This is a genomic window from Bacillus sp. FSL W8-0102 (genome assembly GCF_038007225.1).
GTDB lineage: Bacteria > Bacillota > Bacilli > Bacillales > DSM-4216 > Bacillus_O > Bacillus_O smithii.
This window is the reverse complement of sequence record NZ_JBBOWT010000001.1, coordinates 3,261,990-3,277,667: the sequence shown is the minus strand read 5'-3', so window position 1 is coordinate 3,277,667 and position 15,678 is coordinate 3,261,990. Positions and strand designations below refer to the sequence as shown.

Genomic DNA, 15,678 nt, shown 5'->3' with positions numbered 1-15,678 from the left:
TATATTAGGGTGTATGGGGTGGATGCTTTGCTTAATTTAAGGCAATTAGTAGATGACTTTTTCTTGTTTGTTCAGTCTAAGAGTATTGAAATTTATAATGAGTTTAGCCTCCAGCATGAGCTGGGGATATTCCTACGTGAAAAGCTTCCAGACTATCGTATTCAATTTGAAAGAAATGTATCATACTTCACACCAGACAATAAAACTATAAAAAAAGAAATAGATATTACTATTTTTAATGAAGATAAATCAGAGAAGTATGCAATTGAACTTAAGTGCCCATTAAATGGTCAGTATCCAGAACAGATGTATTCGTTCGTGAAGGATATTAAATTTATGGAGGAGCTTAAGAACCGAGGATTTACTAAAACAGCTGCTGTTGCTCTTGTTTCAGATAGACCTTTTTATGAAGGGTGCAACAATGAAGGTATATATAAGTTTTTTAGAGAAGAATATTCTGTTTACGGTTGTATTTTTAAGCCAACAGGTGTAGGAAAAAACAAAGATAGCATTGCATTAACAAGCAGATATGATTTTATCTGGCAGGACTTAAGTGACGGTCGTAAATATTACGTAATAGTGATTTGAAGTATTTAATTGAAGAGGGGGGATATTTTGTGAATAAATTGATTGGCGAGATTTGGCAATATTCACACTATTATGGTGATATGTTATTTACTTCTTTGCGTTTACATGAAAATGAAGAAGACTATGCTGCTATATTAGTTTTGTTTAATGCGATGGAGTTAATCTGTAAATCTGTAAGAGAAAATTATAATCAAAACTTTTTACAGGATTTGTCCGATTTAAAAAATAATAATATTCTATCCGAAGAAGATTATCATTTTCTAGCTAGCAAAGAATCTGGTACCAGAGGCATAAGAAATATCATGACACATAGAAATGCATACCAATATTGTTTAGAGGGTACTGATGGTAAAGCTCTTCCCTTTGCAGAACCGGGAACTTGGACAATAGTATTTGAAAGCTACGCTCCTAGAATAATTCAAATATTATATGAGATTTTAAACAACTCTCATTGGAAAATTGAAGAGCGATAGCATTTAGGCATTTGAAATGAGATCGTTAGTAAAATATAAATGGATAATTGCATTGTGTTGTTAGTAGAAACAATCAAACAGGTGCAATTATAGAAATGTGGTGATTCTGATGAAAAATGGATGTATATATTGTGGTGTTACGGAGGATTTATCAAAGTCTGATATAATCCCAGATGCCCTTACTAATGCCAAGATGATAAATCCTAATGTATGTAGAATTAAGCATAATAATGATTTTAGTGATATGTTTGAAGCTGAGGTTATCCAAAAGCTGGCGTTGATAACAAATGAACTTGATATCAAATCAAGTAAAGGAAAAAATTATGCATCTTATGAATCAATAATTACTGTTGGTGATACTGACTACAATGCAAAAATAACCTCTGAAACTGAATTGTTCGGAGGAAAAAAGAAGATGCGTAGTGTTGATGGGAAATATTTGTTGGGGCCAATCGATGAAATTAAGAAAATTAAGGCTGCGAACGATACAAACGTTAGTGAAATTGATGTCAATCAGATAGAGATTGAAAAAAGAGTACCACTAGATTTATCAGTATTTTTTAGCATGGCTATGTATAGAATGGTAGCTAAGATTGGATTTGAATGGTACTGTGCAAAGAATAAAGTCATGTCAAAAATAGATGATTTTACACCTATCATCGATTTTATAACAAGAAGTAACGGGGGAAAAGTAGTATCGATTGTTAGCAACCCAGAAATATATGCACTGTTCAATAATATGGTCAATTATGGAAGTCATGCCTTATTGTCATATGTGTCAAAAGATAACTCAGTTAATGTAATTATAAATCTATTTGGTATTGCTATATATAATGTACGGGTTTGTGATAAACCCTTAGATGGCTGTAAATATAATGTACTGTTCCAAGAATTGACACTCGATGCAAAGCATATCTGTTTTTCAGATACGGATATAGAAAATTTACAGGAACACTTTATCAATAGTTTTGAACCTACAAATATTGGTGATGGTTTAACAGCCATGATACCTAAGGATATGACAGATAAGACACTTAAATATAAACTGATGTATGTCACGAATTATGAATTATTTTTTGAGAAACTAAATCTTATTGATGAGCCAACGCAAGAAGTAATAACTCTTATACTAAATAATATTCAAAGTTTACTGCAAGAATCTGCTATTACTATAAGAGGATTGAAGCGGTTTGTAAAAGAACACTGGAAACATTTTGAACAAGGAATCAGATTAAATCCCAAAGGAACAAATAAAAAATCTATCTTTATGTTTTATATGCTTTTCATCATAGGGCAGTCGAATGGAAAAATAAAAAACATTCATGATTTGTATACAGTAATTAAAGATAAATTTTCGAGTGATACCATTAACATTAGTGATGAAATGTCTAATAAACTACATGAAGAAATGTTATCGAATGAATCACATTCAGAGTTAATGACAAAAGGTGCAAAAATAATTGAGAGTTGGAGTTTTGAATAAGAGTGGATATGTTCCCGCCTACCGATATTGCAAAAAGAGCCTTTGACGTGTTTCCGACTACCGACAATGTAAAAGACATCAATCCACCCCGCTCGTTGCATGTGGAGGCCGAGGCGGAGATAGTGTTGAGGGGAAATTAAGTAGAAGGAGCCGAAAATCAGTAAAAGATTTTCGGTGTTCCATCTGCTTTTATTTCGATTCGGTCGATGAACCGCGAGCGATAGCACTTTAAAGGATAAGAACTCTTCGAAGTTTTTCTTCAACTCTCAAAAAAGACAGAAGGCTAAGGCATTTCTCTATCTCTATCCATCTTCGACAAATTTTGAGGCGTGACAGGCACAGATCTCAGGACTAGGTTTGACACATTCGCCTTTACAATAAGGGCATTGTCATTTCACTACACGATCTTCCTCTAAGCTATATATCCCGATTTTTCGAGGGCTGTAAGTCGCATTGTAATGATGTTGGTCTTCCTCTGGTATTGGATCACCTTGAAGACAGGATTCGTAATGTGGACGGGTATTTCAAGTCATCAACCAAATTGACCACTACTTTACTCAAAAGGATTTAACAAAAGAATCAGAGAGTATAGTACATGAATCCATATTGAGAGGGAGATGAGCATATTTCAAAAAATGTCCGATTTTACCGGAAAATCTAATAGAATATACCGGTTATTTAAAACTTCAATGCAAACGAAAACCTTCCAACATTTATAAATATATTGCCGCATTAAAGGTATTCTTTGCATTTTTGCTTTCTAGAGGGATCATTAAAGACAATCCGATGGCACGTATCAAAATCGAAAAATTGGAATATGCTAATGGGGCTAATCAAATAAAATGGCTTACAAAAGAAGAACTAGACCGATTCATTGGTTATGTACAATTGGAGCCAAACGAATTCAAACGGCTGTGCAAATGCCATGATCGACTTAATGCTGGATGCAGGACTTCGGGTAAATGAGGTTGCTCCATTAGAAATAAACGACATCATATCTAAAGATAAAGGTGTTCAAGTGTGATCACTCGGGAAAGCAAGGGGAATAAGTTTGCCACTATATTACTGGTTCAAAAGCACGCCAGAAATTTACGTAAATGGCTGAAGTATCGAAAAAATTTAGAAATGTACATACATAAAGAATCCACACGGTTATTTGTATCCGAGCGTTTCCCATTTTTATCCGAGCTAGGAATTCAAAAAATGCTGACTAAATACGCACGTCTTGCCAATATGGAGAACAATACTCCACACCGCTTTCGACATAGCTTCTGTAAGAACTTGGCCAATGCCGGAACGCCGATTGAAACTATTCGGAAATTTGCACGACATGAAAGATTCAAATAACAGTGATATATGTTGACTCATTATAGGAAGAACAGTTGGAGGCGTTGAGGAGGATATATTAATATTTGGTTTCAGTGAATAAAAATAATATATAATACTAAAGGACATAGCATAATAAGGGAATCAAAACTTTGACCCATTTCATTATGCCATGTCCGATATTTGCAATATTATCTTATTCAACATCTTATAAATTTATTCTTCATTTTAATACTATATTTTTTATCTGTATTTGTCAATGTAATTTTTTGTAGAAATTTATGGTATACTTTAAAAAAATCAATTAGATTGAGGGGAAAGAAGTGTCAGAAGAAAAGTTGTTAGGTGGTCAACGTTATTTTATTAGTAAGATCATGGAGTATTTTAATTATTCTAAATCCCAACAATCTCAAATGTTTACAAAAGCCTTACAGGAAAAGAGATATGATAGCATAACATTAATGTTTAGCGAATTTTTGGAAATTGAGCAAGATATTAGGGAAGGAACTAGTGATAAAACTAAATTAAAACATAGTTTAATCAGTTCAATGAAAAGTATTTTATTTCATTGTAAACAGAATCCTTTATTAATAAAGGGAGAGTTAGCCAGGGATATAAGTTTTCTAGTTAAGAGAATTCAGGAATTTTTAAATGAAGGAGAAAAAGAAAAAGTAGATCAAGAGAAATTAAATACTATACGTATTTCAATTTCTAGTTTAGTAAAAAGATATGATTCTGAAAGTTTAATTGAAGAATATATTGATTTAATTTTAGAGGTTCCATTATCCTACAAAGAGATCGATTTAATAGTCCAGTATTTTATTAGTGAGTTATTAAATTTAGGATATTCGTTTAAATATCTGAGTGAATGGAAACAAAGTTACAAAGAATTATATCAATACATAAAAGATTTGGATAGAGAAGAATTGAGTAAGGCTCTATTAGCGTTTAAAGATTTGATTAAAGAACCTACTAAGTATTCTATAATTATAAATAGTTGGTTACCGGATGAATTAAAAAATGAGTTGGAAACGGAAGGATGTATTAATTTAAAATATAGGTATTGTAGACTGAATGAAAGTGAAGAGTATATCATTCGTGAAAGAAAAGATAAACTCCATTTTCGACAATCTGATAAATATCATAATTTAAAAGTCGAAGTTGTTGCTTATGATAAATATAAGGCTATAGAAAAAGTAGTTAAAAACTTAGAAAGTTATCTTGGAATGTATAAACATTATTATAATTTTGATAAAGTTGCGGTCAATGTACAATGTCTTTTATCGAATGGTTATAATGAATGGGTACAAATGAGAACTGATAATACTGACGCACAAATTTTTAATAATAGTATAAGTGCCAGAGAAAATGAAGACATTAAAGATTTTTTACTTTTAAGAGATAAAGTGAGAAAAGAAAATGGCCGTATTACAACTAGTATTAAGCAATTGAATAATTCACTTGAAATGCTAAAGAAGTCTATTGAAACATCACCAGAAAATCGATTACTCAATAATTGGTCCAGCCTTGAATATCTTTTAAATTCCTATGAGGGGAAAAGTATAATTAGTAAAATAATAGATATAGTGCCTAAAGTGATTAGTTTATATCTTGTAAAAGAGCGGCTTAATATATTTTGGGAGAGACTTTTAGCAAATAAGAGATTTCATGAAATAAATATAGTAAAAGAATTATTTTTTAAATGTTCTAAAGAAGAAGGAAAATACGATAAAAATAAGTTAGTAGATTTTTTAGGAGAAGAAGATAATATTAAAAGTTTATTTGAAAGTTTAGAAAAGGATGTAGTAATGCATAGAGAGATTGCTTTTATAAGAGAGGTTTTAACAGATTTAAGTAAACTTTTGAGAAATATCGAGAATTTACATGAACTGATTGAACATGATTTAACGCGCATATATAGAGTACGTAACAAATTAGTTCATTCTAATAACAACATCTTATTTAATAATATCGATATATTTACAATCCGTTTAAATAAATATATTAATTCTTTAATTGGAACTATTATACATTATCTAAAAAGACGTCCTGATCTACAAATATCTGAAGTATTAAATTCAATACATGAAACTTATGAATGGTATAAGAATTTTCTGAAAAGTGAGAGTGAAAAAACTAAAGCTATTAAGAAAGCAAAAGAGGAAGGCAAAGAAACGGGTAAGATAAGCATAGATATAAAAACAGCATCGTTTCCACCGTATTTATACATGTAGGTTGCAAATATAAAAACTTCAATTGATGGACAGTTCAATAAATTTTTAAACCAATACAATTTAGCGAGGAAGCAAATTATTTTTATGGAAAATGAAGAGTATGTAGCAAGATAAGTAATATAAATGAAAATTATTTGGAATAATTCGGAAAGCAAAGAGGTGAAGTTAATTGAACATGGTTAGAGTATTTGAAGAACAAGTTATTAAGATAACAGAACAAAAATTGAACGAAACATTAGAGAAGTTGAAGGGAGATAAGTTACTTCAGCGGAAATTCAGGGAATTGACTGATATTTCGGCAACATTAAAAAGGCTTGACGTAATTATAAAAGAAAGTTCAAGTTTGGATAGTAGGGGAAAATGGATAGAAAAAAGAGATAAACTTATGGAGAAACGTGATGAAATATACTTTAAGATAGAAAACGAAGGATTTGAACGTGAGTGGATAATAACAATTGTTAAGTATGAAAGTGAAAACTTAGAAAAAGTTCTAAATGATGCAAGGGAAAGTGCAAGAAAGAAATATTTTTGGGATGCAAGTTTTGATGATATTGATATATTTGATAAACGATGGGAGCTTGTAGAACAACAAATAAAACAAGCCAAAATGAATTATTTAGAAGGTGTATAGTAAGCAAAATGCAAGATTAGTCTTCTTACCTCCTAGTCTCTTTTTTTTCTCCTATGTAACCCCAAAATAAACAATTGCTAGTTAAAATAAACTCTTGCTATTCCGACTCTGATTTCGTTAAAAAAATCATTTGCGATTTCGGTTTTTTTCATGCCAATCCCTTGTCCCATCATTCTTTTCTCAATTTTCTCTTCTCTCCAAATATAAGCAAAACTATTTTTTAATGCGAAAAAAGAGGCGAAAAAACGGTCATTTTTGCATCAAAAATTGTCCGAAATTAGGTTTCTATAGCCAAACTGTATTTTAACTCGAACTTAAGAATGCGGGGTTGGGGCGGGGGACAACAACGATTGAAAATTCCCCAATTTCAACAAAATGAAATTCCCCATTTTGAACGTTTAATTCGATAACTAGGAAGGAAAAAGGCCTGCTTTTTTCTTTTCTCGGAGGCGGTAAGAATCGCCTTTGATGTTAAAGGTAATGGGGTGATGTAATAGACGATCTAAAATGGCTGTTGCTAATGATCGTCGCCGAATACTTTTCCCCATTTGAGATAGGATTTATTCGATGTAAGAATCATCGTTCCTTGTTCATATCATTTCGATTATGATTTAAAAAAACACATTCTCCGTTAGTTCATCAAAAGGGGATATCCTACCTCATCTATAAAGTATGTCTGGGCGACTCCAATGATTGACTAAACGTTCGAGAGTCCCTTTTTCGTTTGCCTTTCGGCGTTCTGCCACTAAATCGTCTAAAGCGGTGTATTCTTGAGTAATGGCTTCAATCGAAAAGGAAATGGCTAAATGTGTTTTTCCAACGCCCGGTGGTCCAAGAAAAATAGATTTTCTCCGTGGGCAAAACCGACATTTTGATAGTGTCATTGTGAAGAACGTTTATTTATTCAATGCGTACTATTCCTTTATATAGTTCATGTACACAGAAAAAATTTTTGGTTGTTGCTGCACATATAAAAGAAAACGATTGACGCGCTAGTCAAAAAGTCATATACTTTATTTAACACTGTTGTTAAATATTGAATTTGACATTTAAAAGGAGGTGCAATATGCAGCTCGGTGATATTGCCAAAATAAAGACGGGTCTTGTTTTAAGTAGGAAAAAAGCAGAAATGGAATATACGGCAAAGGCTACGTATAAACTGCTGTCCCTTAAAAATATAAGCGAAGATGGATTCATCGAAAATGATTCGTTTGAAGAGTTTGTTAGTAATGATGAGTTAGAAGATCATTACTTTACCAAAGAAGGCGATGTATTAATGCGGTTAAGTCAGCCGTATACAGCAGTCTGTATCGATAAAGAGTACAGCGGCTTATTGATTCCATCTTACTTTGCCATTATCAAGGTGGATCAGTCAAAAGTTATGCCCCGATACATAGCATGGTATCTTAACACGTGGAATGTGAAAAAAGAATTGGAGCGTTCTCAAGCGGGCAGTCGGATACCGAGTACGAATCAGCATGTTTTAAAAACCATTCCTATTATAGCTGCATCTCTTTCCAAACAAAAAGCACTAATAGAACTATATCAGCTTCATCAAAAAGAAAAACGATTGTATAAGAAGCTGATTGAAGAAAAAGAGCTGCTATTTCAAGGAATTACTCAACAAATTTTAAATGATAAAAATTAGGAGGAAAAAGAATGGTTGAACAGACAACACAAGAGAAAATTAACAGCGTTTTATGGCAAGCTGCTGATACGTTTAGAGGAAAAATCGATTCATCAACTTATAAAGATTACATTTTAACCATGTTGTTTATTAAGTATCTGAGTGATACGTATAAAGAGAAATTAGAAGAATATACAAAGCGCTACAATGGAGATGAACAACGCATTCAACGTGCACTATCGAGAGAACGTTTTGTATTGGACGAAACATCAACATTCGATTATTTATATAGCAAAAGAAATGATCCGGAAATTGGAGAGATTATCAACAAAGCATTGGAAAGAATTGAAAATGAAAACTCAGGGAAACTTCGTGGCGTCTTCCGCAATATTGATTTTAATTCAGAGGCGATTCTCGGGAAAGCAAAAGAGCGGAATGCCATGCTACGTTCATTATTAGAGGATTTTAATCAATTATCACTAAGACCATCGCAATTAGGAAATGAAGATATTGTAGGGAATGCTTATCAATATATGATTGGTCTGTTTGCATCAGATGCAGGAAAAAAAGGTGGAGAGTTTTACACACCTGCCGAAGTATCAGAACTTTTGGCGCGACTGGTAAAACCGCAAGAAAATGATCGTATTTATGACCCGACATGTGGTTCAGGTTCATTACTGATTAAGGTGGCCAAACAAGTGCCAAGCAAAAAAGTGGCGATTTACGGCCAGGAACGGAATGGGGCTACTCACTCGTTAGCATTAATGAATATGTATTTGCATGGCATTGATGATGCAAAAATTGAGTGGGGAGATACATTAGCGAATCCATTACATTTGGAAGACGGCAAATTAATGAAGTTTCAAGTCATTGTAGCGAATCCCCCATTTTCTTTAGACAAATGGGCCATGGGATTTGCCGGTGAAGGAAACACAGATAAAAAATTTAAAATGGAAGCAAGCCTTGACCCATATAGAAGATTTGAATGGGGCGTTCCGCCAAGTTCAAAAGGGGACTATGCGTTCGTTCAACATATGCTGTATTCATTAGCGGAAAACGGAAGAATGGCGACGATCCTGCCTCACGGTGTTCTTTTCAGAGGAGCGAGTGAAGCGAAAATTCGTAAGCAAATTATTGAGTTGAATCTGTTGGATGCTGTCATCGGGCTTCCGGAAGGTTTATTTTACGGTACCGGAATTCCAGCTTGTATTATGGTATTTCGAAAAGACCGTACACGAAAAGACGTGCTATTTATTGATGCTTCTGGTGAAGAACATTATGAAAAAGGCAAAAACCAAAACAAATTAAGAGAACAAGATATCGAAAAAATTGTAGAAACCTATGAAAAACGGGAAACAATTGATAAATACTCCTACCTTGCCACAATTGATGAAATTCGGGAAAACGACTATAACTTAAACATCCCTCGTTACGTCGATACCTTCGAAGAAGAAGAACCGGTCGATATGGAAGCGGTGAAAGAAAATATTGCCAATATTAAGAAAGAGCTTAAAGAAGTAGAAGCACAGATGGAAAAATATTTGAAAGAGCTGGGATTGTAGGTGAATGTGGTGAAAACTGTAGTTAATGATATACCAAAAGGATATAAAGAATCAGTTTTAGGGATTATTCCTGATGATTGGTCTGTTGTTCGATTAAAAGACAAATTTGATAGAATTACTACAAAAAATAAAAAAGGGGTAACAAATGTCTTAACTATCTCTGCACAACAAGGGTTAATTAACCAGGAAGAGTTCTTCAACAAAAGTGTAGCTAGTAAAGACTTATCTAATTATATTCTCTTAGAAAAGGGCGATTTTGCTTATAATAAGAGCTATTCAAACGGGTATCCATATGGTGCAATAAAGAAATTAAAAAATTATGATGAAGGAGTAGTTTCTTCGCTTTATATTTGTTTTAGACCTTCTAAAAATAATAAGTCATCTGATTTTTATGAACAATATTTTGAAGCTGGAATGTTAAATCATGAAATACATGCTATTGCACAAGAAGGAGCTAGAAACCATGGTTTACTAAACATATCAATAGCAGACTTTTTTAATTCTTTTATTATTGATGGTGATGAGAATGAATTAAATAAGATTGCTGATATTCTTTTTACTTGGGACAAGGCAATAGAGCTTAAAGAAAAGCTGATTGAGCAGAAAAAAGAGCAGAAAAAAGGGTTAATGCAGAAGTTGCTGACGGGTGAAGTGAGATTGCCTGGGTTTGAAGGGGAGTGGGAGGAATACAAGGTAGAAGATATTTGTGCATTAGGCAGAGGAAGAGTAATTAGTAAAAAAGAGATTGCTGAGAATCCAGGAATTTATCCTGTATATTCTTCTCAAACATCAGATGAAGGGAAAATAGGTAGTATAAATAAATATGATTTTGATGGCGAATATATAACATGGACTACTGATGGTGTAAATGCAGGGACAGTATTTTACCGTAATGGAAAGTTTAATTGTACCAATGTGTGTGGAGTATTGAAACTTAAAAAGGAAAATATTGATGCTCGTTATCTTTCGTATATACTACAAGCAAGTACTGATAAATACGTTGTTAGAAATGGAAATCCAAAATTAATGAACAATATCATGGCTATTATTCCTATAAAAATATTTAATAATTATGAGTATCAAAAATATATTTGCGATTTATTTGATTTATTTGATAAAGAGTTGAAATTGCTTGAAAAAGAAGTTGTAGACTGTAGATGAGCAAATTCACTGACATAAATTGACAACTAAACAAAAAAGGAGACATGAACCGGACTCCTTGGGTAAAATAGATGTGCTCAAAACCCATTCACACAAGGAGGTTCATGTCTCATGAATAGATTAGCACATCACCAAGGAATCCACAAGTTTTTCTTCACGCTGGGGTTGACGCTGCAGCTTTCCAAACCGGTCATCAAGCATCTCATTCATATCGTCGATGCCTTGACCACCAAGGGATTCTCGGGAACATTGACTGATATTCATTACTGGAGCTTTCATCCGAATCATCGAACGACGCTCAGTCACTTTTTCACGAAAAGCCCTTGGAACGAGGAAAGGCTGCTTGGGAAGCTTCAAGAGTGGATCCTTTCCCAGGTCAAACGACTGGCCAAACGGAAGAATCAACCCCTTTTTGTTTCGATTGATGATACGATTTGCCAAAAAACGAAGCCTTCGTCACGGGCTGCGCACGCCATTCAAGGGTGCGACTGGCACTACTCGCATAAAGATCATCAATCGGTCTGGGGGCATTCGCTCGTTTGGCTGATGGTGCACACCTTCACGCAGGCGTTCCCATTTGCGTTCCGCCTGTATGACAAGAAAGCGGGAAAAAGCAAGATCGACCTGGCGATCGAGATGCTTTCCTCGCTCAAGGTGAAGCGGGCTCAGCCGGTGTATGTGCTCATGGATTCGTGGTATCCGTCCAAAAAGCTCATTGAAGCCTGCTTGAAACAGGGATTCCATGTCATCGCGATGCTCAAGACGAACCGGATTCTCTACCCGAAAGGCATCGCCATCCAAGCCAAGCAGTTCGCCCGCTATATCGAGTCCAAAGACACCCGCCTCGTCACGGTGGGGCAGGAGCGTTATCGCGTGTATCGCTATGAGGGGGCCATCCATGGCCTCGATGACGCGGTGGTGCTACTGGCTTGGAAGGCGGATCAGCCGATGGCGCCGGAACATCTTCATTGCATCTTGAGCACCGACCGGGAACTCGGGGACGAAGACATCTTGCGTTACTACGCCCAGCGCTGGACGATCGAGTGCTTTTTCCGGCAGGCGAAAGATCAACTGAAGCTGGATGGATACCGCGTTCGCCACATTCGGGCGGTGAAACGGTATTGGGCGGTGGTGCTGTTGGCCTGCGTGTACAGCATCGCCGAATCCCGACAAAACCTCTCCACCGGGCTGGAGCTTCTTCGGTCGCGGAAAGACCACAGCGTCGTCGAGTTCATTTATGACGCTGCAAAGCAAGATATTCCCATTGATGTGATCAAAAAACAGCTCCGTATCGCGTAAGGGGTACCCTGTTTGTCTCTCTAACCATGGAAATTATTGTAATGAAAAATGCTCATCTACAGTTGTAGAAATGAAATTACAGAAAAAAGGCCTTATGCAATTACTTCTTACAGGGAAAGTCCGAGTAAAGGTATAAACCCCTTTGCTCTTCCCTTATTTTTTCAACAGGAGGTGTGAGGATGGCAAGGGAGAAGAGTTATGATGAACGCTATATAAGCCAGGGTCCGGCAATTGAGGTATTACAGAAGTTAGGATATCAATACCTATCAAAGGAAGAAGCAGAAAGAATGAGGGGAAACCTGCATCATGTATTGTTGACAACCGTTTTAGAGGAAAAGCTAAAAGAATTGAATTCTTATGAGTATCAAAGTCAAATTTATCAATTTAGCGAATCCAATATTCGCCAAGCCATTCGTGATTTAGATGAGCCGCTGACCAATGGATTGGTGAAAACAAATGAAGTGATTTATGAGACCATCATGAACGGGAGAAGCTATACGGAGTTTTTGCCGGATGGATCGAAAAAATCGTTTACCATTCAATATATCGACTGGAACAACATCGAAAATAATGTCTTTCATGTAGTGGAAGAGTTTGAAGTGGAACGAATGGATGGGCGTGGAACTGTACGACCGGATATTGTACTGTTTGTGAACGGGATCCCTTTTGCGGTCATTGAATGTAAAAAAGCGTCGATTTCTATGAATCAAGGAATCAGTCAAATGATTCGCAATCAGGGGAAAGATTACGCTCCGCATTTATTTAAGTTTATTCAAATTGTGATGTCCACGAATAAAAATGAAACCAAATATGCAACATGTAATACTCCGAAGAAGTTTTGGTCCGTTTGGAAGGAAGAAAAAGAGGAATGGCTGCAGAACTGGCTGGATAAAACAGTGGAAGGCAGACTGCCAACCATGCAGGATAAGAACATCATTTCACTGTTTCATCCTGAGCGTTTGCTAGAGTTAACCCAGTTCTTTACTCTATTTGATAAAGACGTGAAAAAAGTCGCTCGTTATCAACAATACTATGCCATTAAAGAAATTATGAAAACGATTGAAGAACGAGATGAAAACGGCAATCGTCAAAGCGGCGTGATTTGGCATACACAAGGTTCAGGTAAATCACTAACTATGGTGATGTTAGCCAAGTATATTTTATCTGAGCTGCGCGGTTTCAATCCTAAAGTCATTGTTGTAACAGATCGGGTTGAATTGGATAAACAAATACATAAAACATTCAGCCATACAAGATTAAAAGCAAGTCGTGCAACTTCAGGAAGCCATTTGGTAGATTTAATAAATGATAACCATTCTGATATTGTCACGACTTTAGTTCATAAGTTTGATACGGCGTCTTCCAAACAAAAGCCAATTGAATCAAGGGATATCTTTGTTTTAGTCGACGAATCACATCGTACACAGTATGGCGAGCTTCATCTAAAAATGAAGAAAGTATTCCCAAATGCTTGTTATCTCGGCTTTACGGGGACACCATTAATGAAAAAAGAAAAAAACACATTGATTAAATTTGGCAAACTTATACATAAGTACACAATTGCGGATGGTGTTCGGGATAAAGCGATTGTTCCCCTTTTATATGAAGGAAAAATGGTCGAACAATCGGTGAATCAAAAGGCGATCGATCATCGTTTAGAAATGATTACACGCAATCTGAATGACAAGCAAAAAGAGGAAGTAAAGCAAAGATGGAGTAAATATGAAAAACTTGCTTCTTCGGAACAGAGAATTTATTTAATTGCGGAAGATATTAACAAACATTTTGTAGAAAACTATAAAACACAAGGAAGCCAATTCAAAGCGATGTTGGCCACCAATAGTAAAATTGAAGCGATACGCTATCTTGAGGCTTTTGAGGAACTGGGTGATTTGAACTGTGCCGTTGTCATATCCCCGCCTGATCAACGGGAAGGACATGAAGTAGTAGATCAGGAATCGAAAGATAAAGTCCAGCAGTTTTGGAAACGAATGATGGATCGCTACGGAACGCCTGAAAAATATGAGGATGCGATCAAAGATGAATTTGTAAACGGCGACGAACTGGATTTGCTGATTGTCGTGGACAAATTGCTGACAGGTTTCGATGCGCCAAGAGCAACGGTGCTATATGTCGATAAGCCAATGAAAGAACATACACTGTTACAAGCCATAGCCCGGGTCAATCGTCTTTATGAAGGAAAAGATTATGGTTTAATCATCGATTACCGCGGTTTATTGGATAAACTGGATGAAGCCATGCAGATGTATTCCGGCGCAGGTTTGGAAAACTTTGATCCGGAAGATTTAAAAGGTGCTATTTACGATGTCATAAGCGTAATTGGATCATTACGGCAATATTATTCCGATTTATGGCAAATTTTTGCACCAATCAAGAACAAGAACGATAGAGAAGAGTATGAAGTATGGTTGGAGGACGAGGAGCGTAGAGAAGAGTTTTATGGCGTTTTAAGCAATTTTGGCAGAAATCTTGGGATTGCGTTAGAATCGGAGAAAATCTATAATACTTTACCACCTGAAGAACTTCAAAAGTACAAAAAGGATTTCAAGTTTTTCCAAGATTTGCGGAAAAGTGTGAAGCTGCGTTATTCGGATACCATTGACCATAAAGAGTATGAAGCGAAAATGCAGAAATTAATGGATAACTATATCGCTGCCGAGGAAGTTATCCGCATTACGAATCCTGTAGATATTTTAAACGCAAAAGCTTTTGAAGAGGAGTTGGAGCGTTTACAGTCAAAGAGAGCCAAAGCGGATGCGATTCGTACTCGTTTAACGAAGAGCGTTCATGCAAAGTGGGATGAAAATCCATCCTACTATAAAAAGTTTTCGGAACGGATACAAGAGGCTATTCAAGAATACAAAGATAAACGCATTTCGGAAGCAGAGTATTTAAACCGAATGAAGGACATCATGAATGATTATCGTCGGGGTGAATCATCAGAAAGATATCCTGAAATAATAAAAGAAAACCGGAATGCACAGGCCTTTTACGGCGTAACGAAAGATATTTTGAGTGAAACAACAGAAACTGCTGCAAGTTATGACACGAATACTCTCGGAGATTTAGCCTTAAAAATAGATGAAATCATTCAAGAACACCAAAAAGTCGATTGGCATGATAATGTAGAGATTCATAATCGAATTGCCCAAGAGTTGGATGATCTACTCTTTGATTTTAAAGAAAAGCATAATTTGGATATCGACTTTGATACGATTGACAAAATCATTGAACAAATTAAAACGGTTGCTTTAAGACGTTACTAAGGGCGGG

At 35.5% G+C, this 15,678-nt stretch carries 12 protein-coding genes and 1 pseudogene; 12 read left to right on the top strand and 1 reads right to left on the bottom strand.

Translation table 11 applies throughout. From position 1 onward, the window contains the following. Positions 1-18 precede the first annotated feature (18 nt). From N1I87_RS15525 to N1I87_RS15495, 7 genes are all read left to right on the top strand, one after another. A complete protein-coding gene (locus N1I87_RS15525; protein ID WP_341102774.1) occupies positions 19-588 on the top strand; it encodes a hypothetical protein in 570 nt (189 codons plus the stop codon). Positions 589-617: 29 nt separating this feature from the next. Beyond that, entirely contained in the window at positions 618-1,061 is a 444-nt protein-coding gene (locus N1I87_RS15520; RefSeq protein WP_341102773.1) for a hypothetical protein, read from the top strand. A gap of 109 nt (positions 1,062-1,170) precedes the next feature. Continuing rightward, positions 1,171-2,544 (top strand): hypothetical protein, encoded by a 1,374-nt coding sequence (locus N1I87_RS15515; protein ID WP_341102772.1) that lies wholly within the window; start codon positions 1,171-1,173, stop codon positions 2,542-2,544. An 880-nt stretch (positions 2,545-3,424) separates the two neighbouring features. Further along, on the top strand, positions 3,425-3,568 hold the full coding sequence (locus N1I87_RS15510; protein ID WP_327804658.1) for a hypothetical protein: 144 nt from the start codon (positions 3,425-3,427) through the stop codon (positions 3,566-3,568). Then, the gene (locus tag N1I87_RS15505; protein WP_341102770.1) at positions 3,565-3,891 is read left to right on the top strand and encodes a tyrosine-type recombinase/integrase; all 327 of its coding nucleotides are present in this window, start codon (positions 3,565-3,567) and stop codon (positions 3,889-3,891) included. The genes N1I87_RS15510 and N1I87_RS15505 overlap by 4 nt, the downstream gene beginning before the upstream one ends. A gap of 302 nt (positions 3,892-4,193) precedes the next feature. Then, the gene (locus N1I87_RS15500) at positions 4,194-6,104 is read left to right on the top strand and encodes a hypothetical protein (RefSeq protein ID WP_048624082.1); all 1,911 of its coding nucleotides are present in this window, start codon (positions 4,194-4,196) and stop codon (positions 6,102-6,104) included. Positions 6,105-6,273: 169 nt separating this feature from the next. Further along, positions 6,274-6,735: a hypothetical protein gene (locus N1I87_RS15495; protein ID WP_048624081.1), complete on the top strand. Its 462-nt coding sequence runs from the start codon at positions 6,274-6,276 to the stop codon at positions 6,733-6,735. A gap of 410 nt (positions 6,736-7,145) precedes the next feature. Here the strand turns inward: N1I87_RS15495 and N1I87_RS18125 are convergent. Further along, a pseudogene (locus tag N1I87_RS18125) lies at positions 7,146-7,619 on the bottom strand (ATP-binding protein). A gap of 182 nt (positions 7,620-7,801) precedes the next feature. Between N1I87_RS18125 and N1I87_RS15490 the strand changes: the two are divergent. The 5 genes from N1I87_RS15490 (at position 7,802) to N1I87_RS15470 (ending at position 15,671) form a co-directional block, all read left to right on the top strand. Beyond that, entirely contained in the window at positions 7,802-8,383 is a 582-nt protein-coding gene (locus N1I87_RS15490; protein WP_341102768.1) for a restriction endonuclease subunit S, read from the top strand. A gap of 11 nt (positions 8,384-8,394) precedes the next feature. Beyond that, positions 8,395-9,924: a type I restriction-modification system subunit M gene (locus tag N1I87_RS15485; protein ID WP_341102765.1), complete on the top strand. Its 1,530-nt coding sequence runs from the start codon at positions 8,395-8,397 to the stop codon at positions 9,922-9,924. 9 nt (positions 9,925-9,933) lie between these two features. Beyond that, positions 9,934-11,085 carry a restriction endonuclease subunit S gene (locus N1I87_RS15480; protein WP_341102763.1) on the top strand — a complete coding sequence of 384 codons (1,152 nt, stop codon included), beginning with the start codon at positions 9,934-9,936 and terminating at the stop codon, positions 11,083-11,085. 111 nt (positions 11,086-11,196) lie between these two features. Further along, positions 11,197-12,384, top strand: coding sequence for an IS701 family transposase (locus tag N1I87_RS15475; RefSeq protein ID WP_341101118.1), 1,188 nt, complete (start codon positions 11,197-11,199; stop codon positions 12,382-12,384). A gap of 179 nt (positions 12,385-12,563) precedes the next feature. Further along, entirely contained in the window at positions 12,564-15,671 is a 3,108-nt protein-coding gene (locus tag N1I87_RS15470) for a type I restriction endonuclease subunit R (RefSeq protein WP_341102761.1), read from the top strand. The last annotated feature ends 7 nt before the right edge of the window (positions 15,672-15,678 follow it).

Bases quoted from the DNA above. Each gene is read 5' to 3' on its own strand.
- N1I87_RS15515 (WP_341102772.1), top strand. From the start codon at position 1,171: ATGAAAAATGGATGTATATATTGTGGTGTTACGGAGGATTTATCAAAG.
- N1I87_RS15510 (WP_327804658.1), top strand. From the start codon at position 3,425: ATGTACAATTGGAGCCAAACGAATTCAAACGGCTGTGCAAATGCCATG.
- N1I87_RS15490 (WP_341102768.1), top strand. From the start codon at position 7,802: ATGCAGCTCGGTGATATTGCCAAAATAAAGACGGGTCTTGTTTTAAGT.
- N1I87_RS15485 (WP_341102765.1), top strand. From the start codon at position 8,395: ATGGTTGAACAGACAACACAAGAGAAAATTAACAGCGTTTTATGGCAA.
- N1I87_RS15475 (WP_341101118.1), top strand. From the start codon at position 11,197: ATGAATAGATTAGCACATCACCAAGGAATCCACAAGTTTTTCTTCACG.
- N1I87_RS15470 (WP_341102761.1), top strand. From the start codon at position 12,564: ATGGCAAGGGAGAAGAGTTATGATGAACGCTATATAAGCCAGGGTCCG.